The 20,389-nt window shown below is 58.8% G+C and carries 24 protein-coding genes; 9 read left to right on the top strand and 15 right to left on the bottom strand.

Annotated features, from left to right (window positions below):
* Window positions 1-42: 42 nt before the first annotated feature.
* The gene (locus JG743_RS28280; protein ID WP_202295207.1) at window positions 43-978 is read left to right on the top strand and encodes a LysR substrate-binding domain-containing protein; all 936 of its coding nucleotides are present in this window, start codon (window positions 43-45) and stop codon (window positions 976-978) included.
* A 306-nt stretch (window positions 979-1,284) separates the two neighbouring features.
* Here the strand turns inward: JG743_RS28280 and JG743_RS28275 are convergent, their stop codons facing one another.
* From JG743_RS28275 to JG743_RS28255, 4 genes are all read right to left on the bottom strand, one after another.
* A complete protein-coding gene (locus JG743_RS28275; protein ID WP_202295204.1) occupies window positions 1,285-1,440 on the bottom strand; it encodes a hypothetical protein in 156 nt (51 codons plus the stop codon).
* Window positions 1,441-1,909: 469 nt separating this feature from the next.
* Window positions 1,910-2,737 (bottom strand): transglutaminase-like domain-containing protein, encoded by an 828-nt coding sequence (locus JG743_RS28270; protein ID WP_202295201.1) that lies wholly within the window; start codon window positions 2,735-2,737, stop codon window positions 1,910-1,912.
* A gap of 65 nt (window positions 2,738-2,802) precedes the next feature.
* Window positions 2,803-3,702, bottom strand: a complete 900-nt coding sequence (locus JG743_RS28265; RefSeq protein ID WP_202295199.1) for a transglutaminase family protein — start codon at window positions 3,700-3,702, stop codon at window positions 2,803-2,805.
* Between the two features lie 1,193 nt (window positions 3,703-4,895).
* Complete coding sequence (locus JG743_RS28255; protein WP_202295196.1) at window positions 4,896-5,195, bottom strand: DUF1236 domain-containing protein; 300 nt, start codon at window positions 5,193-5,195, stop codon at window positions 4,896-4,898.
* A 540-nt stretch (window positions 5,196-5,735) separates the two neighbouring features.
* Here JG743_RS28255 and JG743_RS28250 point away from each other — a divergent pair.
* Window positions 5,736-5,933, top strand: a complete 198-nt coding sequence (locus tag JG743_RS28250) for a DUF3606 domain-containing protein (protein ID WP_202295194.1) — start codon at window positions 5,736-5,738, stop codon at window positions 5,931-5,933.
* 17 nt (window positions 5,934-5,950) lie between these two features.
* Window positions 5,951-6,175 (top strand): hypothetical protein, encoded by a 225-nt coding sequence (locus tag JG743_RS28245; RefSeq protein ID WP_202295191.1) that lies wholly within the window; start codon window positions 5,951-5,953, stop codon window positions 6,173-6,175.
* A gap of 659 nt (window positions 6,176-6,834) precedes the next feature.
* Here the strand turns inward: JG743_RS28245 and JG743_RS28240 are convergent.
* The gene (locus JG743_RS28240; protein WP_202295188.1) at window positions 6,835-7,038 is read right to left on the bottom strand and encodes a CsbD family protein; all 204 of its coding nucleotides are present in this window, start codon (window positions 7,036-7,038) and stop codon (window positions 6,835-6,837) included.
* 149 nt (window positions 7,039-7,187) lie between these two features.
* Here JG743_RS28240 and JG743_RS28235 point away from each other — a divergent pair, with 149 nt between their 5' ends.
* On the top strand, window positions 7,188-8,075 hold the full coding sequence (locus JG743_RS28235) for a hypothetical protein (RefSeq protein WP_202295186.1): 888 nt from the start codon (window positions 7,188-7,190) through the stop codon (window positions 8,073-8,075).
* An 18-nt stretch (window positions 8,076-8,093) separates the two neighbouring features.
* On the opposite strand, the gene JG743_RS28230 is transcribed toward JG743_RS28235, so the two are convergent.
* The 4 genes from JG743_RS28230 to JG743_RS34270 form a co-directional block, all read right to left on the bottom strand.
* Entirely contained in the window at window positions 8,094-8,387 is a 294-nt protein-coding gene (locus tag JG743_RS28230) for a hypothetical protein (RefSeq protein WP_202295184.1), read from the bottom strand.
* Between the two features lie 521 nt (window positions 8,388-8,908).
* The gene (locus JG743_RS28225) at window positions 8,909-9,142 is read right to left on the bottom strand and encodes a hypothetical protein (RefSeq protein WP_202295182.1); all 234 of its coding nucleotides are present in this window, start codon (window positions 9,140-9,142) and stop codon (window positions 8,909-8,911) included.
* A gap of 84 nt (window positions 9,143-9,226) precedes the next feature.
* Window positions 9,227-9,733, bottom strand: coding sequence for a YciE/YciF ferroxidase family protein (locus JG743_RS28220; protein WP_202295180.1), 507 nt, complete (start codon window positions 9,731-9,733; stop codon window positions 9,227-9,229).
* 60 nt (window positions 9,734-9,793) lie between these two features.
* Entirely contained in the window at window positions 9,794-10,036 is a 243-nt protein-coding gene (locus JG743_RS34270; RefSeq protein ID WP_244672942.1) for a stress-induced protein, read from the bottom strand.
* Window positions 10,037-10,384: 348 nt separating this feature from the next.
* On the opposite strand from JG743_RS34270, the gene JG743_RS28210 reads away from it, so the two are divergent.
* Together JG743_RS28210 and JG743_RS28205 are read left to right on the top strand one after the other, a co-directional pair.
* Window positions 10,385-10,522 (top strand): DUF6894 family protein, encoded by a 138-nt coding sequence (locus JG743_RS28210; protein ID WP_202295178.1) that lies wholly within the window; start codon window positions 10,385-10,387, stop codon window positions 10,520-10,522.
* 211 nt (window positions 10,523-10,733) lie between these two features.
* Window positions 10,734-10,925, top strand: a complete 192-nt coding sequence (locus JG743_RS28205; RefSeq protein ID WP_202295176.1) for a hypothetical protein — start codon at window positions 10,734-10,736, stop codon at window positions 10,923-10,925.
* A gap of 407 nt (window positions 10,926-11,332) precedes the next feature.
* On the opposite strand, the gene JG743_RS28200 is transcribed toward JG743_RS28205, so the two are convergent.
* On the bottom strand, window positions 11,333-11,692 hold the full coding sequence (locus JG743_RS28200; protein WP_202295174.1) for a hypothetical protein: 360 nt from the start codon (window positions 11,690-11,692) through the stop codon (window positions 11,333-11,335).
* Between the two features lie 390 nt (window positions 11,693-12,082).
* Between JG743_RS28200 and JG743_RS28195 the strand changes: the two genes are divergently transcribed.
* From JG743_RS28195 to JG743_RS34260, 3 genes are all read left to right on the top strand, one after another.
* Complete coding sequence (locus JG743_RS28195; RefSeq protein WP_202295171.1) at window positions 12,083-12,550, top strand: hypothetical protein; 468 nt, start codon at window positions 12,083-12,085, stop codon at window positions 12,548-12,550.
* A 376-nt stretch (window positions 12,551-12,926) separates the two neighbouring features.
* The gene (locus tag JG743_RS34700) at window positions 12,927-13,304 is read left to right on the top strand and encodes a Ku protein (protein WP_342215723.1); all 378 of its coding nucleotides are present in this window, start codon (window positions 12,927-12,929) and stop codon (window positions 13,302-13,304) included.
* Window positions 13,280-13,498 (top strand): hypothetical protein, encoded by a 219-nt coding sequence (locus JG743_RS34260; RefSeq protein WP_244672940.1) that lies wholly within the window; start codon window positions 13,280-13,282, stop codon window positions 13,496-13,498. Before JG743_RS34700 ends, JG743_RS34260 begins: the two co-directional genes overlap by 25 nt.
* A 528-nt stretch (window positions 13,499-14,026) precedes the next feature.
* Here JG743_RS34260 and istB read toward each other — a convergent pair.
* From istB to JG743_RS28165, 5 genes are all read right to left on the bottom strand, one after another.
* Window positions 14,027-14,767: an IS21-like element helper ATPase IstB gene (gene istB, locus JG743_RS28185; protein ID WP_202295168.1), complete on the bottom strand. Its 741-nt coding sequence runs from the start codon at window positions 14,765-14,767 to the stop codon at window positions 14,027-14,029.
* A 10-nt stretch (window positions 14,768-14,777) separates the two neighbouring features.
* Window positions 14,778-16,304: an IS21 family transposase gene (gene istA / locus JG743_RS28180; RefSeq protein WP_202295162.1), complete on the bottom strand. Its 1,527-nt coding sequence runs from the start codon at window positions 16,302-16,304 to the stop codon at window positions 14,778-14,780.
* 140 nt (window positions 16,305-16,444) lie between these two features.
* On the bottom strand, window positions 16,445-17,101 hold the full coding sequence (locus JG743_RS28175) for an exodeoxyribonuclease III (RefSeq protein ID WP_202295158.1): 657 nt from the start codon (window positions 17,099-17,101) through the stop codon (window positions 16,445-16,447).
* A gap of 495 nt (window positions 17,102-17,596) precedes the next feature.
* Entirely contained in the window at window positions 17,597-18,868 is a 1,272-nt protein-coding gene (locus JG743_RS28170) for a phospholipase D-like domain-containing protein (RefSeq protein ID WP_202295156.1), read from the bottom strand.
* A gap of 393 nt (window positions 18,869-19,261) precedes the next feature.
* The gene (locus JG743_RS28165) at window positions 19,262-20,089 is read right to left on the bottom strand and encodes a PRC-barrel domain-containing protein (protein WP_202295153.1); all 828 of its coding nucleotides are present in this window, start codon (window positions 20,087-20,089) and stop codon (window positions 19,262-19,264) included.
* Window positions 20,090-20,389: the final 300 nt, after the last annotated feature.

Raw genomic sequence — 20,389 nt, 5'->3', positions numbered from 1 at the left:
AGATGGGATAATCGGCGACGGTGTCCAAGAAGCTCAAGCGACATGACACCCAACGGCAACGCACTTCAACTGCTGACATACGCCTTCGCGGCCATGGATCACGGCAGCCTGCGTCAGGCGGCAAGAGCCCTGAGGGTCCAGGAATCTTCGGTCAGTCGCAACCTGGTTAAGCTTGAACAGCTTTTGGAAATGCAGCTGTTTGAGCGCAACGTGCGTGGCGTCCGCTTGACCGAGACCGGCCGAGCCTGGATCGAAATTGTGCAGGCTCACTACGAAGGTCTGCTGGATGCCTTTGCTGAGCGTTCCCGCGATAACAGGGACGCAAAGACGCTCAGGATTGGATTATGCTGTGTAGCAGGAGGGGAGTTTCTCAAGCGCCTTATCGACCGGTTCAACAAACTGTATCCATGCGTGAAACTGACCATTGAGGATGTCCCAGCCCGGCAGCACCTGGCAGCCATTCGCCGCCGGCGTTTCGACATTGTGTTCACGCACGATAGTGGCGCCGTCAAATCCTGCAACAGCGAGGTGTTTTGGCAGGAGCGTCTCTTCGTGCTCCTGCCGGCTTGTCATTCGCTTGTCGAGAAGCCCGTGCTCAGGTGGTCCGACCTTGCAGATAAGCGTCTGCTCGTTCCGAACGGGCTAGAAGGGCCGCCGTTGGATCAGGGCTTGCTCGAACGAATTGCGGCCGACGGAGGCCCGGCCGTTCAAACGTGTCACGCGAACCAGGCGACGGTCATCTTTAAGGTGGAACTCGGACAAGGCGTCACCTTGGCTGAGGAAAGTTATGCTCGGACAGTTGCCACCGACTGCGCCCTGTGGCGGCCACTCGACGGTGAAAACAGCATCAGCTCAATCAGGGGTGTCTGGCTTGGATCGAATCCAAAGCGTGCGGTCCTGCGTCTCTTGGGGTTGGCCAAGAACATGGCATCGGCGAGTCAAGCTACGGGACATACGACGCAACCTGGCAAGCTTTAGGCTACTTCTGACAAGTAGTTCGGGACTTTCCATGACGCGTCCGCCGAGGCGCAAAAGGCGATGGATCGACGGTTTCTGGAGCGGCATCGGAAGTCACGCTTGGAGGCCTTTCCTTGCAACCTTGAAGCGCCGCGTCGCTGGGAGCCATAACTAGCTCGCAGTTGCGCCAGAAGCCGACGTACATTCGCCCGGTTCGTGAGACGGTTCTTCGCGGAAACAAGACATTCGCGAACCGCCGCTCGATTGGCAAGGCTTGGGCCACGCGTGCGCCTCACATATGACGACGCCCTTTCAATCCTAGGAAGGCTAATTGCAGCCGTGCTCGGCGATGGTCGCCTTCCAGTTCGCCGCGATCCCGTCGAGCGTCTCCTTTGCCGACCCGCCATCATTGAGCATATAGGGCCCGAGGCGCGGACCCTCGCTGCGCCGGAGGATCTCGCAGACTTCAACCTTCTGCCTCATCCTGATTGGGCAAAGTGGTTCGCACGAGCCGAGCGACCAATGCCGAGCGGCTTACGCTTCGCCGCTGTCGACTACTGAAACTTCGACCTCATCGCCAACGCGCCGGTGGGTGGCCTCGGTGTGGCCTTGCTGTCACCGACTCTCTTTCGGCCACTTCTAGATGGTGGCCTGCTCGTCGCGCCACTTGCAACTGTGTTGAAAGGACCGGATTGGTACTTCGCCCTGATCCGCGATTGTGATCAGCGCCCGGTGCCGCGCAGCTTCTGCGTCTGGCTCTGCGAACAGGTGCGTCGGTCGCAGGATTGACAGGGCAGGCGCTGCTGATTTGCGTCCAATAGGAGCGCGGTTGCACAGCCAATCGGCGAACTTGGCATGAGACAAAACGAAAGCACGAAATACGTCAAAATCAGGAGGGTCGGGTCAGCATGTTGAGTCTCCACCACGGTGAGCCTCTGGGAAGCCAACCTCCTTAGTCACTCAAGGGGTGGTCTGCTTGGACCTCTTCCGTGACAACCTGAAAGCCAGCAAGTCTCGATGCGCCGAAACTCGTTGAGATGGCAACATCGGTGGCGTCGCAACCCGTCGCTATCAGGATCCTGCCGATGCGAGGTCGGTTATGCCGAGCATCAAACGCGAACCAGTGCCCGCTGAGATAAGCCTCAAACCATGCGCTGAAATCCATTGGATCAGGCCCGGGGGGCACACCAATGTCGCCGAGATAGCCGGTGCAATAGCGCGCAGGGATATTCATGCAGCGGCACAGTGAGATAGCCAGATGCGCAAAATCGCGGCAGACGCCGGTCCGATCGGTGAGAGCACCATGCGCAGTCCGAAAGGGGTCGGCGGCCTGGTAATCGAAAGCGATGTGATCGTGCACGAAATTGCAGATCGCCTGAACCCGCGCCCATCCGGGCTTGGTATCGCCAAAGTTTACCCAGGCAAAGTCGCCAAGCCGATCGGTGTCGCAATAGCGACTGCCGAGGAGAAACCTGAGCACCTCGTCCGGCAGGTCCATGATGGCTTGCTGAACTGCGTCCGGCACGACGACATCAGACCTCCCGGTGTCGTAGATTTCGAAGCTCGTCGATATCGTCGTCAGCCCTTCTGGCGCCTCGATCCTCGTGCACGCGTTCCCGAAAGCGTCAATGTAGCCGCGCGCTTCGATCGGGCGGTCAAAGGCCACGATTTGGTCCGTCAGGAGGTCCACGCGGCGCGAGGGATGGATCTCAAGGACCAACAGCATTGGTGTTGGCTGCGGACATTCGTAGGTAAGTTTGAAGCCTGCGCGGATCCGCATCTACGCTCCGATCTTTGCGTCAGAACTGGGCAAACTCGGGATTGCCCAAACAGTTCCGACGAATATTAGACGGGGCTAATTTTTGTTGACGCGATTTCCTTTGCCACCTTCACCTCGACGGTCATGCCTAGAAAACTTGACGCGCTGCCGGCGTAGGTTCCTGAAAGAGGAATGGCTTGGCTAGGGTGCCTGGCTACAGCCACCCGGATCAAATCCCGGTTCCCGACGATACCGTTGGTCGGATCGAACTCGATCCAGCCAGCCCCGGGCAAGTAGACCTGGCACCAGGCATGCGTGGATCCCCCGCCGCGGACGGAATCGCTATCGCGGCTGGGCACATAGACATAGCCGGTCACGAAGCGGGCGGCAAAGCCGAGCGAGCGGACCGCCTCCATCATGAAAAGCGCAAAGTCCCGGCATGTGCCCCTGCGCAGATGCAAGGTCATGAGAGGCGGTTGGGTTCCAGTTTCGAACCGGCGGGAGTACGCAAAGCTCTCGTGGATGGCGTAGCAGAGCGTCATCAACAGTTTTCCGGTCTCAGTGTGTCCGGCTGCACTGACGAACTGTCGGGCCCATTTGCCGACCTCGTCGCCGGCATCGGCATGATGACGCTCCGTTGTTTGCGCCAAGTCGACCGCTTCGTCCGGATCATAGGAAAAGGGAAACCTCAGCGCGGCTTCATCGATACGAAAATCAGGAGAATGCTGGGGCCTGTGATCGAGGCGAATGTCAGTCGCAAACTGGAGTTCCTTGGCCGAACCCTGAAAGTCGATCACGGCAACACAGTTCCCAAAAACGTCATGTATCCACCGAACCTCCTTCGGTTCAGGCGCAACGGTCAAGGCGTGGTCCAGAAGTCGCTGATCGAAACTGTCGCGCGGCCTGAACATCAGCCGGTGCTCGCCAAACCTTACACCTCGGCTATACCGATAAACGGTCGTGTGCTTGACTGAAAAAATCGGCATCGGCGTCCGTGAATAACCTCGCTGGCACCTGCCGAGACATCCTAGCGCCCAATCGGAACCGGCACGAACGGTTTCCACTTGATGATCCTGCCGGCAGCTGTCGAAAAGTGTCGGTCTTGCGCTTGTCTCTATGAGCCGGATCCGCCGGAACTGCCGAGCTTTGGCGCAGGAGCATCTGCAAAGGTTTCTCGACCGTGACCGTCAGTCAGAGCGGAACGAATGCTCTTGTTGACGCGGACCGGGTCAACCCTGCCCATAGCTGTGAGCTTCAACCCCAGAGGCGGCGAGGCGGCGCGCTATCCTCCGAGCCTCGCATGAGTGTGGAACATTGATTGGGATCGTTCCCAGGCGTTTCCCATCGTAGCCTTCCGCGATCGTCACCATCAGCGCCGGGTTCCGGCCGAAGCCGCAGTGGGCGGTGCCGGTGCACGCCCTCGGCATCTCTGATGCGTTCGGTAAATCAAGCCGGCGAGGGGACGTTGGACTCGCCAGAGATTTGATCTGGCAAATACCCAACGACCTTCACCCGGCATTTCGTTTCAGCTTTGGCTAAATAGCGAAACCCGCCGCCGATGGAATTGGCAGCGGTCCTTTCACACGGGACCGGAAGGATGGAGGGCCATGCTTTCCGGTCGGCATTCCAACGAGACGCGCGAATTATCGTTCCGCACCATTTTAGCTAATTGAATGTTCGATTAACCAATCGTAGACCGCGCTGTCCTATTCTGAGACAGCGCGGTCAAATAACTACCCCTGGCTGCGCAGGCGGCTCCGGCTCCCACCCCTAACGCCGGTCGGAGTCGCCACTCTCTCCTAATATACTAGCGATGGTTGAATCGACTGTTACCACACGTGCTTTCCAGCGCGCTCTCCCGATCATTAGACTTTGAAAGATCGATTTGGTGCTTTGCGACCTGGTCGGCATTCTTGACACGTTGGCCAGCGAGCCGCAGAGGACCGATTTATGACCCCGCGTTTCGTGCCTGTCAGCGAGCCCATGATGGCCACATCTGGCTGCCAGGCGACCACCCGCGACGGCAAAGACACCAGCAGACAAAACGGCCCGCTACCAGAAAGGCAGCGGGCCGATACAGAAGACTGGTTAGACAGAGCCAACTTGGCCTCTCAGCCAATGTGAGAACGGCGCCACTGTCGTTTGTTCCGCGCCGGGCCACAGGGCCGGTGTTGCCCGGTCATTGGATAATTTTGATGACCTTACGCGTCTCCGGATCCACGACGACCGTCCGGTTGTCGATCACAGTGTAGCGGTATTTCACATTGGGGACCTCATGAAGCTCGACCGTATCGGGCAGAGCCGTTCCGATGTTGAGCTCCACGCCGGGCAGCTTCACTGAGGCCAGCGGCTGCTTCTTCACATATTCCTTGATCACCGTTTCCTGTTCCGGCTGGATCACCACGGTGTCTGCGGCTGCCGCACCGATACCGGCGAGTAGCAAAAATCCGGCAGCGGCTGCGGTAAGATGCATTCTCATCGTTTTTCTCCTATGGGTTGCGAGCCAAAGCTTGGCTACTCACGTCAGCAAGAGGCCGGCCAAAAGGACCGTAAGGACAAGCGACGCGGGGACAGCAAGAAGCCACCTGGCTTCCAAGATGCTGCGGTTCCGATCGTCCATTTCCATCGCCTTCGCTCCTTTGCGGGACCCTCAGGCAAACGGCCCTTCAACGCGTTCGTTCCGGAAATCAGACTACGGTCCTAGTCTGGTGCGACTGAAGTCCTGGCCTAATGAGTAAGCCCTGCCAACAGCCTTCAGCGGCAGCAACCCGTTGGCGCTTTCCACATCGAGTTCGCCAGCAGCTTGGGTTAGGTCGCGATATTTCGACGTCCAGTCACGACCACGCCGGGTGAAGATGCGCACGCCCTCGGCATCCCGGACTGGGAGCGATAGCCGTCGAATTTACCTCATCCTGCCAGCCTTCCCCTTAGGCGGTCTCTCAAGAGAGTAGGCATCAACGGCTCAATGAACTGCGGCCGGCCAGAGCCGGCGTCCGCCCGCCTGCGCATGGAACCCGCAGTGACCGACGACAAGACTAAGCGGGATTTTCGGGATCGCGAACGCGTGGCCGGAGACGAAGAATATGAGGTCGGCTATCTCGCCAGCAAATTCGGCCTCACGATTCCTGAGGTTCGCGAGCTTATCAAGAAGCACGGAAACAATCGTGAGGTGCTAGAGCGTGAAGCTGAACGGCTAGGCGTGAAGCTAAACGGCTAGGCAAGAGGTAGACAGCCATGGTGCGCTATCATGTCGACGAGCTTTATGGTGAAGAGGTCGTCGCCTCGGTGGATACGGATGCTTATGATGCTCTCGGCGCTGTCGAAGCGGTAACCGGAAAGGTGGCCTATCCAAGGGCGGTTCAGCAGCAGCAGCACTGGTTCCGGGTCATAGACGAAGACGGAAGCATTTACGAATTCAATCTGGACGAAAATCTTCAGGTCGTCGACTTCGCTAAATGACCAAGCTTTCAGACCTGAGGCCGTCGATCCATCGGCAGACGACCCCAAGCGGGCCAAGCACGAGGAGAGAGCATTTCCATCCATGGCCGTCCTGCTGCCAGGCGGCAAATTGGCGCGACATGCGGCCGGTGATCTGGCATGAGCAACCAAATCACGAGCGGCTGAACCGGACGCATGACACCCCAGCGCAAATCCGCAAGAGGCATTGGAATTGGGGACGAGGTCTCGATCACTGCTGCCGTTTTGCAGCGAATCGACGCGGATCGCGTGAGCATCAGCATTTCCGTCCTATGACTTCCCACATTCGATTGCCGACCGCACGGCCAAGGCCGGCCAGAACGTTGAACTGGTCGGGAAAGTCACGCGCATCGATGATGAAGCCGGCAAAGTCACGGTGAACCTTCGGCCGCTTGTGACAGTCGATGTGACAAAGTCAGATTGGTGACTGGGATCGAGCCCCCGCACCGGCGAGCTACTGCCGGCGACGCTGATTGACTCCCGTTGCTGGTGATTGCGGACGTTGACGAACTCGGCCAAGGCATTAGGAGCTTGGCCTCACTGGGGACGCTGAACGCCGGGGCGCCATGGCGCGGTGGGTTTGGCACAAAGGGAAAGGCGCTGCCATGCGACAGCGCCCCATCGATTGCCGAAAGGCAATTCTACCAGCCTTGTCGGGTATACCAGTCGTCGATATCCCGACGCACGCGATCCTTCTCTATGCCGTAAAGTTCCTGGATCTTGCCTTCGAGTTGGTCGCGCTTGCCGGCGATGCGGTCAAGATCGTCATCGGTGAGTTTGCCCCACTGCTCCTTGACCTTGCCTTTGACCTGCTTCCAGTTTCCTTCAACGCGGTTCCAGTCCATCGCTAATAGCCTCCTTGGTTTTACACAAAAGCAAAACGGTCCTTCGCGGCCTATGTTCCAGAAGGACCGGGCTGGTCTGGCGTTTCTCCATTCACCAATGAACTTTCAAGGTTGCCGAACGTTCTGGGGGCAAACTTGATTGATGGCGTATGGCGGAAAAAATCGGACACTCCGTACCGCAGAAACAGCACGCTCCAGGTGCCGAAGCTCGATTTTCGTTCGATAGAATGACCGTCGAGCGATTTCGACACGCTTTTCCGCGAGCGAGGTGGAGCGATGAGCGCAAGAGTTGGTTCGTCCCGGGAAAGATGGCCAACCGCCGGATCGAGCGCTGGTTGGCGCAAGAAGCCGAGATGTTGGCCGTTCACGGAGACAGCAAGGGACGTGATGCCTTCGCCTTCGATCCGATATCGAGCCCATACATGGAGGTGTCGGAGGACTTACGTGTTCGCACGCCTTACTCGAAGACCGTCCTCGAGGAGTTGCGGGCGGTCCCCTGGGCAAGTTGGGACGACAAATTGCGGGCCTGGCGGGTGCCGTTCCGTTCGTTTGACGAGCTACGGCGCCGATGGCCGAAAATCGAAAAGGCAGCTCAATATGCCGAACCCGAAGAAAGGAAGCGGCGACGAGAGGCCTCCAGAGACTCTGAAGCTTACAAGGCCGCCAAGCAGCACAACGCCGAACGTCGCCGCCGTCGCTATCCCCTGCCAGCCGAAGATTTACCGCCTCTGGGCCGCCCAGTTGCGACGGAACAATACGGCATTGTGGTTTTCAGCGAAGTGTCCGGTGAGCTGGTTGAGCCGTTAGAATTGACCGCCTTATATCCAAACGCAATGCGAAAAGACGGCGACTACGTTTGGGGGAAGTGGCATTCGGCCACGCTCTGCGAGTTGATCAGGACGTGGCCGGCACGTAGTCCTGCTGGGGCGGACGAAAGGGCGAGGGGTTGGTGGCAGCCGACCCTGGCCGAGTTGAGAGTGGCTCGTCGAAATGCCCGGAGCATCGAGCGCAGGAAACAAAATCGCGACCCTCGCTGACCGGCTGCTTGAGGCTGATCAACCAGACCGCATCACACCGGGCTCTTCGGTGGGCGGGTTGGTGCTGCCGGATTGCAGCTCGGAATTGTCACGCACCACATCGGAAAAGTTGACGGTGGCGACCAGATAGCCTGCCTCATCGTAAACCCTGATAATCGACCCCGACTGATCAGCCCCGGTTGAGTTTCCTGCCAACAGGGCGGCATGCGCCATCTCGATTGCCCTTGGACTGGCCAGGTCGGCGCTGGGGAGCTCTTCGTCCAATATCGTGGTCTTGCCGAATTCAACAATCTCAAACCGGAAATTGGGCATGGGCACCTCCTGTGTTCATGCAATGTCCAAGACAGCGTTGCGTTCCAAGGGACGTTGGGTTCCTACTCCAGGGTCTCATCATCAACCCCATGCTTTGCGGATTTCAGGGCAGCTCATTGCGTCTAAGCTTGCGGAGTCAGCGAACTAGCGCCGACGTCGAGAATTGTCCGCAGCAAGGAATTTTTTTTGCGTCTTAGCATTGTGAATTAGTTCGCGTCGAAGTGCTTCGAGCGAACGCACGGCCTATGGCAGCTGTGTGTGACGGGAAGGAAGGTTGAAAATAGCTCAACATAGGGCCCGATAGATCCCGGAGGCATCGCAGGCCGCAAGTGCGGTTCTTCCGGCTTAAGGCACAAGTTCCCGCCAATCCGGACCATGGTTTTCCAGCAATGCCCGCAGGAACAAGGCGGCCTCCTCGCGGTTTTCATATTGGCGGTGCATTCCAGATCACAACTCCGTGGCGCCGCCTCGGGCAGTTAGCCCGAAATGATGCCCGCTCCGGTCCCCTCCCGGTGCGGGCTTCATTTGTTCAATGTGACGCGCCCTTGGCCGAATGAGATGACGATGACAGCAAAGACCCATTCAGAACTAGACCAACGAATAGAGCGAACGAGTAAGGCTGCGTGCGAAATAATCAAAATGGAGGCAGCCGCGCGCGCAGAAAGGACCAGAAGGTTGAAGGATTTGCGTGTGGCAAAACAGGCCAATGAACAGAAGCCAGAGAAGATAACCAAGGCCTGATGGCCGATGGGCATTTAAAAGTCGAGATCCAACAATCCAGGTTCGGGCTGGTACACCATGCGGCTCCGGACAAGCGCCGAAGCCGCATGTCGAGTTGGTCACGCCGCTTGCAGGGCGCGCTCGTTTGCGTCGCTCTCGCCCAAAGCGCTGAGCGCTTCGTCGGTCGCCATCTCTTCTTTGAGGGTCTCGCGCAACAGAGGGAGGGCATCCTTCATGCCGAGCTGCTCCGCCCAGGCGATGAGTGTCCCATAACGGGCAATCTCATAGTGCTCGACCGCCTGTGCGGCACCTACAAGGCCGGCATCGAGGGCGGGCGCCCCCTTATACTCCTCGAGAATCTCCGAGCCTTCTTCCAGAATGCCGTCGATGGCGGGGCACGTCTTGCCTCTGGCAGGTTTGCCGAGTTGCTCGAACACCTGTTCGAGCCGTTCTACCTGGCGTTCTGTTTCCATCCGATGTTTCTCGAATGCAGCGCCTACCTGTTCGGACTGTGCGGCCTTCGCCAGCTTCGGCAATGTCCTCAGGATCTTCTTTTCCGCGTAGTAGAGGTCCTTCAGGCTATCCGCGAATAGGGTTTCCAATCCGTTTTCCGATTTCGTCGGCATTGCGTTCTCTCCTTCCAAATTAGCTAAGAAAAGCGGCGCCTGAGAGCGCCGCTTCCGTGATCAGGACTGACCGGACTGACCGCCTTTGCGTCCCGCTTCCGAACCCTTCTCGCGGTCGTCGGCATTGCCACTGCCGCCCCGCTGTTGGCCACCGCGTTGCTTGTCGTCGGCGTGCTGCTGCCCCCGCTTGTCGTCGCTGCGCTGCTCGCCGCCGCTGCCGCGACGCTGATCCTCGTCGGTGTTTTTCCGGCTGTGCTGTCCAGCCTTCACATGCTGTTCGCGACTTCCGCCTTGATTGGCCATGTTCTTCTTCTCCTGCGTTGGTAAGTTTTTACTACCCATATTCAACTGCGGCCCCTGGGCTGTGTTCCGGCGGAAATATTTCGTGATTCAAAGTTTCCCCTCGGCATCCCCAGTAGGCGCAAAAGGGAGGCCGCTAGGGGTACCGCTCCCTCTCAAAAGCCGCCAACCTCCCCGGCACGGCAACTCGCGAGGTCGGCGAAAATTGCGCCAGTCCCAGCCTGGCTGTTCAACGGTTCGTTTGCGAGTCGCTTGCCTTTGCGCGCCGAGCCGAAGGCTAGGGCCGTGCCACGAGGATGTCCGCGAAAAGAGCTAGCCGGGAACAACTGGGCCACAACCAAGTTGAGGTCGATGGCGCTGTATTACTTTGATGTCGACGACAACGGGAACATCTTTGCCGACGACCAGGGCATCGAGTGTGCCGACTTCAATCAGGTCAAGCAGGAAGCGATCCGAACCCTTGTTGATGATCAGGGACAGCCTCCCTGATGGCGATCGGCACATGCTGCGGATCAAGGTTCGAAGTGAGGGGGGCGACCTTGTGCTGCAAGCTGCCATCAGCTTCGAAGTCGAAGCTGAGCGCCGTTCGACCCGCAGCTCTCCAGACTCACATGTCTAGGTACATCTTTTGTTATTGAAAGCCGTTCGGCGTCGGTCAATAAAAATCGGCGTTTACCATTGCTTCTAAGGGAGAGCTGCGATGGATGGTGTGACGCTGAACGGCAAAGTTTGCCCCTGCGTTGAGGTGGTCGAAGCCTGCGGTGAATGGTTCGTCAGGGTGATCGAGGAAGACCAAGAACTGACCCGAAGCTTCGAGATTGAATCCTTCGCGCTGGCTTATGCGGAAGGCCAGCGACGACGTCTGGGGCTTGCCGATTTCACCCGTCTGTAACGTGGGGGCGGCCGGCGCAGCGAGGGCATGGCTTTGGGGAGCTGCGTCGGCCATTCATCCGTTCGGCTAAGTTGCAGGGGACACCTCCAGGGTTGCAAGATAACGACAGCCCCGGTCCGTTGCCGGTGCATTGCCCGGCCTGCCAATCCTGTGTCCTGAATAGAAAAGCAGACCGGGCTCTCTCTTCAACCAGGCGAACAGGTCCCGTTCCAGCGGACGGAAAGCAGCGTCCTTGCCGGTGATGTCCTTCACCGTTTTTTCAACAGCGCTTCATGCAGACCCTGGAGCGCTGATCGCACTGCGGCGATATTAGCGGCTCAACGATGCGAGCTCCTGTGAGAGAAATCGCCCCGCCTAGGACAATCCTGCGCGGGTTTCTGGGTGTAAAGAGCGCCAAGGTGGAGAGGTCAGGCTTTTTTTGACAACCGGTCAAAATTGATCTGCACGCGACGGCTTGCGGGCTCAAGCGCGGCATATATCGAATGCTCAGCCGCCACGCCATTGAACAGTGAAGGAGTGCGCCCGGAAAAGACTTCTGGCCAGAACCGCAACGCTGACTTCAGAAGACAGACCTGTGCTGCAAAGGTCCCTTCAACAAGGGCGATGGTCTTTTCGTTCACGGCGCGAGCTGCCTCAGACCCCAGGCTCCAACTAATGCCATCCATCGCCATCAGTGGCAGGCGCATCATCGCAACGTTCGGTGCCAACATCAAAGCACTGCCAGCACTAGCCAAAGTTCGCGAGCGACGCTTTTTGCGAGTTTGCATTGGGATATTCCTTCATCGCAGCAGTTGTGCCGCACCCGACTACGCGCCAGCAGCAGCTTTGTTCCGGCGATACGGGAGGGAAGAAAGGCCGGCGCCTGTTGGGCGGGGTGTTTGGCATGCGCCGGCAAGTGGCGGTAGGTGTCGGGCTTTCTCGAGCCTGGTCACTGGTCAGCGCCATTCCACCGGGATGAACCGAGTGAACCTGGACTACCGTCTGCGCCATTCCTACAGTCGGAGCCGCTACGCAATCGTAGATCGCCAAGCCCCGGGCTACAGTCACGGATCGATGCCGAGCCTCGCCGAGCACGTTGTGATCGGTGCTACCTTTTTTCTTGTCGGCGGGCTTGTACAGTCTGGACGCTCTATGAGGCGGCGCGCTAAATCACGCCAATGGCACGTCTTCTGCTAAGCCTCGTATCGATCCTATTTTTCACCACGCTTCTTCTGGCGCAAGCGTGGCAGCCTTTTGGGGTCAGGCAGTTTGGCTTCACATTCGATGTTCCCCCAGGATTTGTCTTGACCCAGCGTTCTGACCAAGGCGCAGCTTTTCAGGGCGCAAACGAAGCCTTTATCGCCGTGTGGGGTGCCAGGCTCGGCAAGGCCAGTTTTCGCGCTGAGATCGAGCATCGCATGGTCGAGGACGAAAAGGCCGGCTGGAAGCTGACCTATCGGCGAGTCACGCCGAGATGGGCCAGTTACTCGGGCATCAACAATGGCCAGATCCGATATGTCCGTGCCATTGCCGTCTGCAACGACCGTGCCGCGCTTTTCACCATCAATTACAGCAGATCCGAAAAACTACCCTACGATCCGCTTGTGGTGCGCATGGTGCGGTCCCTGAAGGCGGAAGGCTGCTAGGCGGAGTCCGCCGACGCCGTATTGTCGACCCACCGATTCCATTTTTGCGTTTTGATCGATGTCCTCGCGAGGCTGCTAAGGCGAATACTCGTCGATTGGAACATCTCAGGCTCCTGAGTATTTTCGGTAGAGCTCCCATTTATGCGAGGCAACAACCATGGCGGCGCCGCGGGCAGTTTAGAAAGGCTTTCTGAAAGTTGGTTCGGTCTCCTGCGGCGTGAAACTGGTCGGGGCGACCAGCGAAGCCTCGAAGATTCCATTTCAAGATTCTCAACCGGGCAGACGGCCTTCCGATCAAGAGCGCCTACGTCGATGAGGAGACGGGAAATGTCGTCGAGGCAGAAGACCAGACCAAGGGGTAGGTCGAAAAGGGCGAATTCATCGAAGTTCCGCCCGACAACATCAAAAAGCTCAAGCTCACCTCCGCCCACACCTTAGAGGTCGACGAATTCGTCGCTCTCGACGACATCGACACACGCTATCTGGAAAACCTTACCACGTCATCCCTGCCGATGGCGCGGCTCTAGAAGCGTTTTCCGTGCTGCGTGAGGCCATGGCAAAAAAGCGCGTCGCAGCCAGGTCTTGTGTGGTGCTCTACCAGCGCGGCCGCGAAGTGGTGATCCAACCCTTCGGCAAAGGCATGCTGCTCACCGAGTTGCGCAACCATGACGAAATGCTCTCTGAAAAGACCGTCTTCGATGATCTGAGAGTCCCACATATGATCAGGATTTGCTCGAGATCGCCGGCCTGTTGATCGACAAGAAGGTGACCAAGTTCGATCCCTCGAAATTCGAGGATACCTACGAGGATGCCCTCGTTGCAATGATCGACGCAAAGCGCAAAGGCAAGAAGCCGCCGAAACCGGCACCAAGACCTAGAGAGAACGTCGTCGACCTTGCAAGAGCCTTGCCAAGGAGGGAATCAAAGCAGGCCCCAAGGCAAAGGTAACTCGCAAGTCTGCATAGGGGAACTTGCCGCTGCATCTCGGCTGTATCGCGCGCTGAAATTCTACCGAGCAGGGCTGGCCTTGTCCGTGCCACGTTCCCAATTTGCGGCGGACGGAGCGGTGCTCAATGGGCCAGCGATCGGAGGGCTAAGCTAGCCCCAGCTACGCGGCGTCTACATCACGCTACGATAGCTCATCCTTGGAAGTCGGCGTTCCCCCACTCAGTCGAGGTGGATCCAGGCTGGCGCATGATCACTTGGCTTTTCCCACCCTCGCACCTCAGTATCGACGCCGGCGTCACGTAGCCTGTTTGAGAGCGAAGGGCTGATGAGGAGATGGTCCACTCGCAGGCCTGAGCTTCGATCGAAACCGCCCCTGAAGGAGAAGTTCCAGTAGGTGTAGATGCCCTTTGCGGATTCCGACGATGGCGCGCATGTATTCCGATCTGATGCCGCGCAGCGTTCCGATCTGATCGCGCGCAGGTGGAGCACCTGATCGTCGGGGAAGATGTCACTGCATTTGCGGTTCGGTCAAGCGGCAGCGGAGATGATGGATCTGCGCATGGATTCGCCGTTGAGTTCGAGCCGGTGAGCGTTGTGAACGAGGCGGTCGAGGATGGCATCGGCGTAGGTGGGATCTCCGATCAGATCGAACCAGCGGGCCACCGGGAGTTGGCTGGTCACCAGCGTTGAGCGACGCCCGTACCGGTCTTCGAGGATTTCGAGCAGGTGGTGACGGGCATTGCCGTCGAGCGGTTCGAGGCCCCAATCGTCGAGGATAAGGAGATCGACCCTGGCCAGGCTTTTCATGCGCGCGGCGATGCGGCCGTCGCCCTTGGCCAGGGACAGGTCATCGATGAGCCGCGGCAGTCGGGTGTAGAGGACCGAACGGTTGTCACGGCAGGCCTTGTGACCGATGGCGCAGGCCAACCAGCTCTTCCCGACCCCGGCCGGCCCGACGATGGCCAAGCTCTCATGGGCGGCGATCCAGTCGCCCTTGAGCAGCTTGTCGAACAGCCGGCGATCGAGACCGCGCGCAGCACGGTAATCGACATCCTCGGGCACGGCATGGTGGCGTAGCCGCGCATGACGAAGGCGGAGCGCAAGGCGCCGGTCATTACGGTATGTCGCCTCGTGATCGAGCAGCAGGGCAAGCCATTCGGCGTGGCTGAGGTTGTCGGCATCGCTGTTGCTTTCCAATTCGATGAACGCATGGGCCATGCCGGCCAGGCCGAGTTGCCCCAGCAGTTCGAGTGTCGGATGTTTGAGCATTGTAGTCCTTTCAGTTGTAATATCCGGAGCCCCGGATGTTGGTGTGGAAGATCGGCGTGTGGTCCGGGGCTTCGCGCGCCGGAACCTTGTCGAGCCCCTTCTCGAGGATCGATTTGACCGAGGGATAGTTGCGCGCCTGGATCTCCAGCGCGCGCCGCGCGGCCGCTTCCAGGCGTTCGGCGCCGAAGCGCTTCGCTAGCCCGATGATGCCGAGGCATGAACGGTAACCCTGCTCGGGATGCGGCCGATCCTCGATGATCTTTTCAACCAGCAACGACAGCATCGGCCCGATCCGCGCCGCTTCCTCCCGGATCTTCACGGGCGTCCATTCACGGTAGCGCCGATGGCTCGAGGGCATATGTTCGGGGATCGTCGTATGCCGCCCGTTGCCGCTGCCACGCATGTGCGCGGCGATGCGTTCGCCATCGAGGAAGATTTCGACGGTGCGTGTGGTAATTCGAGCCTCGACCTCGCGGCGGGCGAAGCGCCAGGGCACCGAGTAATGGTGGTGCTCAATCGCGATGTGATAATCGAGTCCGACTCGGCAACGCTTCCACTCAGCGTGGACCCACCGTTCCGCCGGCAGCGGCTTGAGGTTCGGCGCGTCGATCTCCTCGAACAGCTGGCGCCGCGTTTTGCTGAACTGGCGAAGCACCCGTGTGTCGTTGAGATCGGTGATGCATTCGGCGACCGCCGCGTTCACCTCGGCCAGGCTGTAGAAGATCCGGTTGCGCAAGCGGCCCAGGACCCAGCGTTCGACAATGCCGACACAGGCCTCGACTTTCGCCTTATCGCGTGGCTTCCTCGGTCTTGCCGGGAGCACCGCCGTGCCGTAATGACGCGCCATGTCGGTGTAGCTGCGGTTGACCATCGGATCGAAGTGACACGCCTTAATCACCGCGACCTTCGCGTTGTCCGGGACCAGAAGATGGGCCACGCCGCCGAAGAAGGCGAAGGCGCCATTGTGCGCCTCGATCCAGTCCGCGAACTGCTCGGTCCACGTCGCGCAGGCAAATGACAAGCTCGATCCGCCGAGCACCGCCACAAACAGATGGGCATCGCGCACCTCACCGGTCCGGCGGTCGACTACAACCGGCACCGTGTCGCCGGCGTAATCGACAAACATCTTCTCACCGCCCGCGTGGCTCTGCCGCATCGTCAGAGGCAGGCGGCCTTCCCAGCGCCGGAACAGGTCACACCAACGGCTGTAGCGATAGCCATCCGGGTGGGCGGCGACATACTCTTCCCACAGAACCTGCAGCGTCACATGCTTGCGCTTCAGCTCACGTGCTACCGCCGACCAGTCCGGTTCCGGCTGTTTGCGCCGGCCGGGCTTCATCCCAGGTAAGCCGTATAGGCAAGCTTCCAGGTCGGCATCGCTCATCTCGGCCGGGACCGGCCAGTTCAGCCCGGAGCGTGCAAACCGCTTCAGCATATCCCGGACCGTCGTCGGCCCGACCCCGGCACGCTCGCCAGCCATCCGCGTCGATAGCCCCGCTTCCAAGCTCAGACGTAAAATCTCGCGCACGTGGCGCATCCTAACCCTCCTCGTCGGCATCCATTCCTCCGGTCGTTGCCCGACCGGAACATGCCCCAAGGATCAGGTTCTCCTAACTCCGAACTGCGCGCGATCGTGTCGGAATCCCGCGCGGGTAATTCTCGGAATGCTGCGCGCCATCACTTCGGAATGCCGCGCGCGATCAAATCGGAACGGTGCGCGCGATGATCTCGGAATCCGCAGCCCTTCTCGGGATGGATGCGCCGGATCGAATCGAGCCAACCGTTCTCAAGCATGTTGGCGTAGGCCTGCCGACTTTCCGGAAAGTAGACGGCGTCGCCTAGCCATCGTCTCGGCACCGCCGCATCGATCGCCGTGGGGACGACATTGTAGTCGCCGCAGAGAACGCACGTGATGTCATCTTTGAGCAACAGCCGGGCATAGCTAGCCAGACGGTTGAACCACCTGAGCTTATAGTCGAACTTTGGACCGGGCGCTGGGTTGCCGTTGGGCAAATAGAGGCAGCCAACGACTAGCCCATCCACCTCGGCCTCGATATAGCGGCTGTGAGTATCGTCAGGATCCCCAGGCAGGCCGCGTCGACGTTCCAGCGGCTCCTTTCCTCGGGCAAGGATTGCCACACCGTTGTAAGACTTTTGGCCGTGCCAGATCGCGCCGTAACCGGCCTTTCCGATAGCATCCGCAGGAAATCTCTCGTCCGACGTTTTCAACTCCTGAAGGCACACGATGTCGTATTCGGTTTGGCCCAGCCACTTCAGGAGTACGGGTAGCCGGCCGTTGACGCCATTGACGTTGTAGGTCGCGATGCGGGTCATGGGAACTCAGCCACCTTGAACGAGACTGTCACCTGGACAAATGGGGGGCTTAGTTTTCGTCTTTGTAGGATTTGGCGGCTTCATCTTCTTACGCCAATCGTGTCCACACCGGCGCAAGAGTTCGTCGGGTTCTTCGGTCGCATGGGCGCTGCCCCCGTTTCATCTCGTCGTCGGCGTGGGCTCACCTTTCAGGTCCGAGTTAACCGCCGAATGTGGGGAAGGTTTCACAGGCTTCGCAGAGGATCTGCCCCGTGTGTGCCGTCGACAGTGCCGCCGAAATCCGCCCAAAACGCCGGCTGCATTTGGGGCAGGTGCGTCGGTCTCTAACCAAACCGAGATCGACCTGAAGCCCGGTAGGACTGAAACAATCGCGCACCGCCTTCAAGAGCGGCTACCAAGCCGATGTTGGCGGATGGGGCGACGAGTTTCCCCATCCGGCCATGTTCTATCTGGCCGCTCAGAGGGGATGCGCAGTGGTCAGGATCACGACATCCCTCAAAGTTGAGAGCGTAGCCGACTGGCAAGCCAGTCCGTGATTTTTTCTGGCAAGGGCCGCGCTTCCCACTCGTCCATCCTGACCTGCCTTGATCGCTGAAGATCTTGGTTGAACAAGTCGATTTGCGTCCTTGCGAAATCCTTTCCGTAGACATTCAGCGTGGCTTCGTCATTTAGCCGTAAGGAGCGCTCGTCCAGGTTGGCAGAACCAAAGCTCGTCCAGACGTCGTCAACTATTAAAAGCTTGGGATGATACATGGTAGGCTGAAACTCGAAGATCCGCACACCCGCTCGGAGCAAGTCGCCCCAGAAGTAGCGCGAGCTCTTTCGAGCCAGTGGCACATCCGTTAGCGAATTGGGCACGATAACTTCGACCGATACCCCTCGCCTCCTGGCATCCAAAATCTGCTGAAGGGCGATGTCGTCCGGCACGAAATAGGCCATTCCGATACGCAAGTGATCTTTGGCGGCAGCAATGGCCGCCAACATCATCAGTTGCATGTTCTCCGAACCATTCGGCTGCGATGACAGTATCAACTGAGCGCTAAGTTCACCCGCGGGTTGGAGGGGAGGGTAGAATTTCTCACCCTGCAAGGTCTCGCCGGTTGTCTCTAGCCAATTTTCAGCGAACGCTGCCTGAAAACCAGAGACCACTGCTCCTTCTACCCGGTAGTGCGTATCACGCCACTCATTGGGGGTGCGGGCGTTTCCACGCCAGTTGTCTGCAATGCCGACGCCCCCGGTAAAAGCGACGCGCCCATCGACAATGAGCAATTTGCGATGCGTCCGATTGTTTACACGGTCCAGCGTATACCAATAGACGGGCCGATAACGCTCGAACGCCACGCCGGCTGTTGTCATGATGTGGATCAGCTCTTCATCGAATGGAAGGCTTCCGACCCAGTCAACGAGCACTCGGACTTCAACACCCTCTCTGGCCTTAGCAGCCAAAGCTGTCGCGAACTCGTAGCCGATGGCACCCGACCAATAGATATAGGTCTCCATATCAATGGTGGACCTGGCCGCAGCGATCGCCTGCAACATCGAAGGAAAGATCTCATCTCCGTTGACCAGGGTTTGCACCGCATTCGAATTCGAAACCTGGCCTTGCGAATACCCGCTCATACTCGTGGCAAATTGGGGGTCTGACGCGTCGAAACGGTGAGGCACAATGGTTCGCAAAACGCGTGGTTCGGGGCTCAGGTTTATGGCAAGCAACGTGAGCAAAACAGCGATCGCCGCAACGGCCACATAGCTCAGACACTTCAGCATCGTGCGAACCTTCGATCGAACCCGAGCGGTTTCCCGCGTGCCAACAACGCCACGAGACCGGAAGGCCGCACGTCAATCTCCCTAGTGTTTGCGAACGCGAGGCTTCGATTTCCTCAGGTTGCTGGTCGTCAATTCGGGTGATAGGCCATCGCTCACCCCGGCTAGTTTTCTTCCGAAGTTCTGATCCGGCGATTGCTTGCCGGGCAGTGCGAGGCTCGGCGGATGCTGCTATGCAGAACATGAGAGGGCGAAGTCCCTCGCCCTCTCCTGCAGAGGTGCCCCCGTCCTGTTCATTCTCGGTGGCAAGTCGCCTTCTAAGCCATTTCTCCAATCATTTGCGATGGGCACGCGAACCCGCGACTTATCGAGAGCTCGCGAACTCATATCGCAAACCTATTTGATGACCAGGCGCTGCTTTTCTCTCATCTGGGCATAGGTGCCCTTGTCGTAGGCGGCCTGCGCGGTGAGCTGGTCTTTGGTGAAGTTGGTGTAGAGATACTTGTTGCCGTTCTTGTCGGTCATGAACTTCAGCTTTTCAAAGCCGACCGCCACCTCTTTGGCGCCAACGCCGAGGAAGCCGCCGACGTCGATAATCACGGCATCAATCTTTTTGTCGCCGGTCAGAACCACGTCGCCAATCTTGCCTACATTCGCATCGTCAGCGCCATAGACAGTGGTGCCAATCAGCTCCTCGGCACGAATTTTGTCGATAGGCATTTCAGTGAGTGTCGTCTTGTCGACCGCAGCGGTGGAATCCATCGGTGCCGTGGCAGCGGGCGGCGTCGGCTTTGTCGACGCGGTCGAAACTGTGGCGTCGTAGGCCTTCGTATCGAACTCAGGCAGGGCTTTCAGTTCGTCCTTGGTCGCATTGATGACCAACCACCGCTTGCCATCCTTCTCGGCCCACTGGGCCTTGTTGAAGTCGTAAGCGATATTCTTTTCACCTATGCCGAGAAAGCCGCCGACCCCGATAACCAGTGACTCGGCCGCCCCATCCTTCGACAGAACGATGTCATTTACTTCGCCGATGTTTTCGGCGTTGTCGCCGGTGCCGTTGTAGACGGCCACACCCATGATCTTTGAAACCAGGTTGCCATCAGGCACAGCCTGAGTGGCGGTGGCAGCTTGGGCAGCGGTTGCGGGAGAGACCACGTTGCCCGGATAGGCCCCCGTTGCAAGCAGCGTGGCAAGTGCGGTGGTAGCAAGGAGTTTGTAAAACATGACCGACCTCTCAAGGTTTGGAACGCGCGCAGGTTCGTCTTGCGCTCGTAAAATTAACCAATGGCGGAGGCTAATGTTCCATCCCAAACAGCAGCTTATCGCTGATCTGCCGTGCCATCGAGGCGATGCGTGTGCCCTATTTCGACGGGGCCGCAAAGTTTTGCAGATTATGCCCAGCGCCTTCGCGGCTATTGCTGGGCAATGGTCTCGAGCTGAGAAAACTGCTCGGCTGAGTCCACCTGGCCTCCAGATTGCCAGCCAGCTTTTGCCCGCTGGAACATGTTGGGTTTCGTCCCGTTG

It is taken from the genome of Mesorhizobium sp. 131-2-1, assembly GCF_016756535.1.
Taxonomy (GTDB): domain Bacteria; phylum Pseudomonadota; class Alphaproteobacteria; order Rhizobiales; family Rhizobiaceae; genus Mesorhizobium.
This window is presented reverse-complemented; position numbering and strand designations above follow the sequence as displayed.

Coding starts and splice junctions, on each gene's coding strand:
- JG743_RS28255 (WP_202295196.1), bottom strand. CDS start 5,195: ATGAGAATGCATCTTACCGCAGCCGCTGCCGGATTTTTGCTACTCGCC.
- JG743_RS28235 (WP_202295186.1), top strand. CDS start 7,188: ATGGCGGAAAAAATCGGACACTCCGTACCGCAGAAACAGCACGCTCCA.
- JG743_RS28170 (WP_202295156.1), bottom strand. CDS start 18,868: ATGCTGAAGTGTCTGAGCTATGTGGCCGTTGCGGCGATCGCTGTTTTG.
- JG743_RS28195 (WP_202295171.1), top strand. CDS start 12,083: ATGGCACGTCTTCTGCTAAGCCTCGTATCGATCCTATTTTTCACCACG.
- istA (WP_202295162.1), bottom strand. CDS start 16,304: ATGCGCCACGTGCGCGAGATTTTACGTCTGAGCTTGGAAGCGGGGCTA.
- JG743_RS28165 (WP_202295153.1), bottom strand. CDS start 20,089: ATGTTTTACAAACTCCTTGCTACCACCGCACTTGCCACGCTGCTTGCA.
- JG743_RS34270 (WP_244672942.1), bottom strand. CDS start 10,036: ATGGCCAATCAAGGCGGAAGTCGCGAACAGCATGTGAAGGCTGGACAG.
- istB (WP_202295168.1), bottom strand. CDS start 14,767: ATGCTCAAACATCCGACACTCGAACTGCTGGGGCAACTCGGCCTGGCC.
- JG743_RS28200 (WP_202295174.1), bottom strand. CDS start 11,692: ATGCAAACTCGCAAAAAGCGTCGCTCGCGAACTTTGGCTAGTGCTGGC.
- JG743_RS28275 (WP_202295204.1), bottom strand. CDS start 1,440: ATGAGGCAGAAGGTTGAAGTCTGCGAGATCCTCCGGCGCAGCGAGGGT.
- JG743_RS28205 (WP_202295176.1), top strand. CDS start 10,734: ATGGATGGTGTGACGCTGAACGGCAAAGTTTGCCCCTGCGTTGAGGTG.
- JG743_RS28220 (WP_202295180.1), bottom strand. CDS start 9,733: ATGCCGACGAAATCGGAAAACGGATTGGAAACCCTATTCGCGGATAGC.
- JG743_RS28225 (WP_202295182.1), bottom strand. CDS start 9,142: ATGCCCATCGGCCATCAGGCCTTGGTTATCTTCTCTGGCTTCTGTTCA.
- JG743_RS28175 (WP_202295158.1), bottom strand. CDS start 17,101: ATGACCCGCATCGCGACCTACAACGTCAATGGCGTCAACGGCCGGCTA.
- JG743_RS28265 (WP_202295199.1), bottom strand. CDS start 3,702: ATGCCGATTTTTTCAGTCAAGCACACGACCGTTTATCGGTATAGCCGA.
- JG743_RS28240 (WP_202295188.1), bottom strand. CDS start 7,038: ATGGACTGGAACCGCGTTGAAGGAAACTGGAAGCAGGTCAAAGGCAAG.
- JG743_RS28210 (WP_202295178.1), top strand. CDS start 10,385: ATGGCGCTGTATTACTTTGATGTCGACGACAACGGGAACATCTTTGCC.
- JG743_RS28280 (WP_202295207.1), top strand. CDS start 43: ATGACACCCAACGGCAACGCACTTCAACTGCTGACATACGCCTTCGCG.
- JG743_RS28230 (WP_202295184.1), bottom strand. CDS start 8,387: ATGCCCAATTTCCGGTTTGAGATTGTTGAATTCGGCAAGACCACGATA.
- JG743_RS28245 (WP_202295191.1), top strand. CDS start 5,951: ATGGTGCGCTATCATGTCGACGAGCTTTATGGTGAAGAGGTCGTCGCC.
- JG743_RS28270 (WP_202295201.1), bottom strand. CDS start 2,737: ATGCGGATCCGCGCAGGCTTCAAACTTACCTACGAATGTCCGCAGCCA.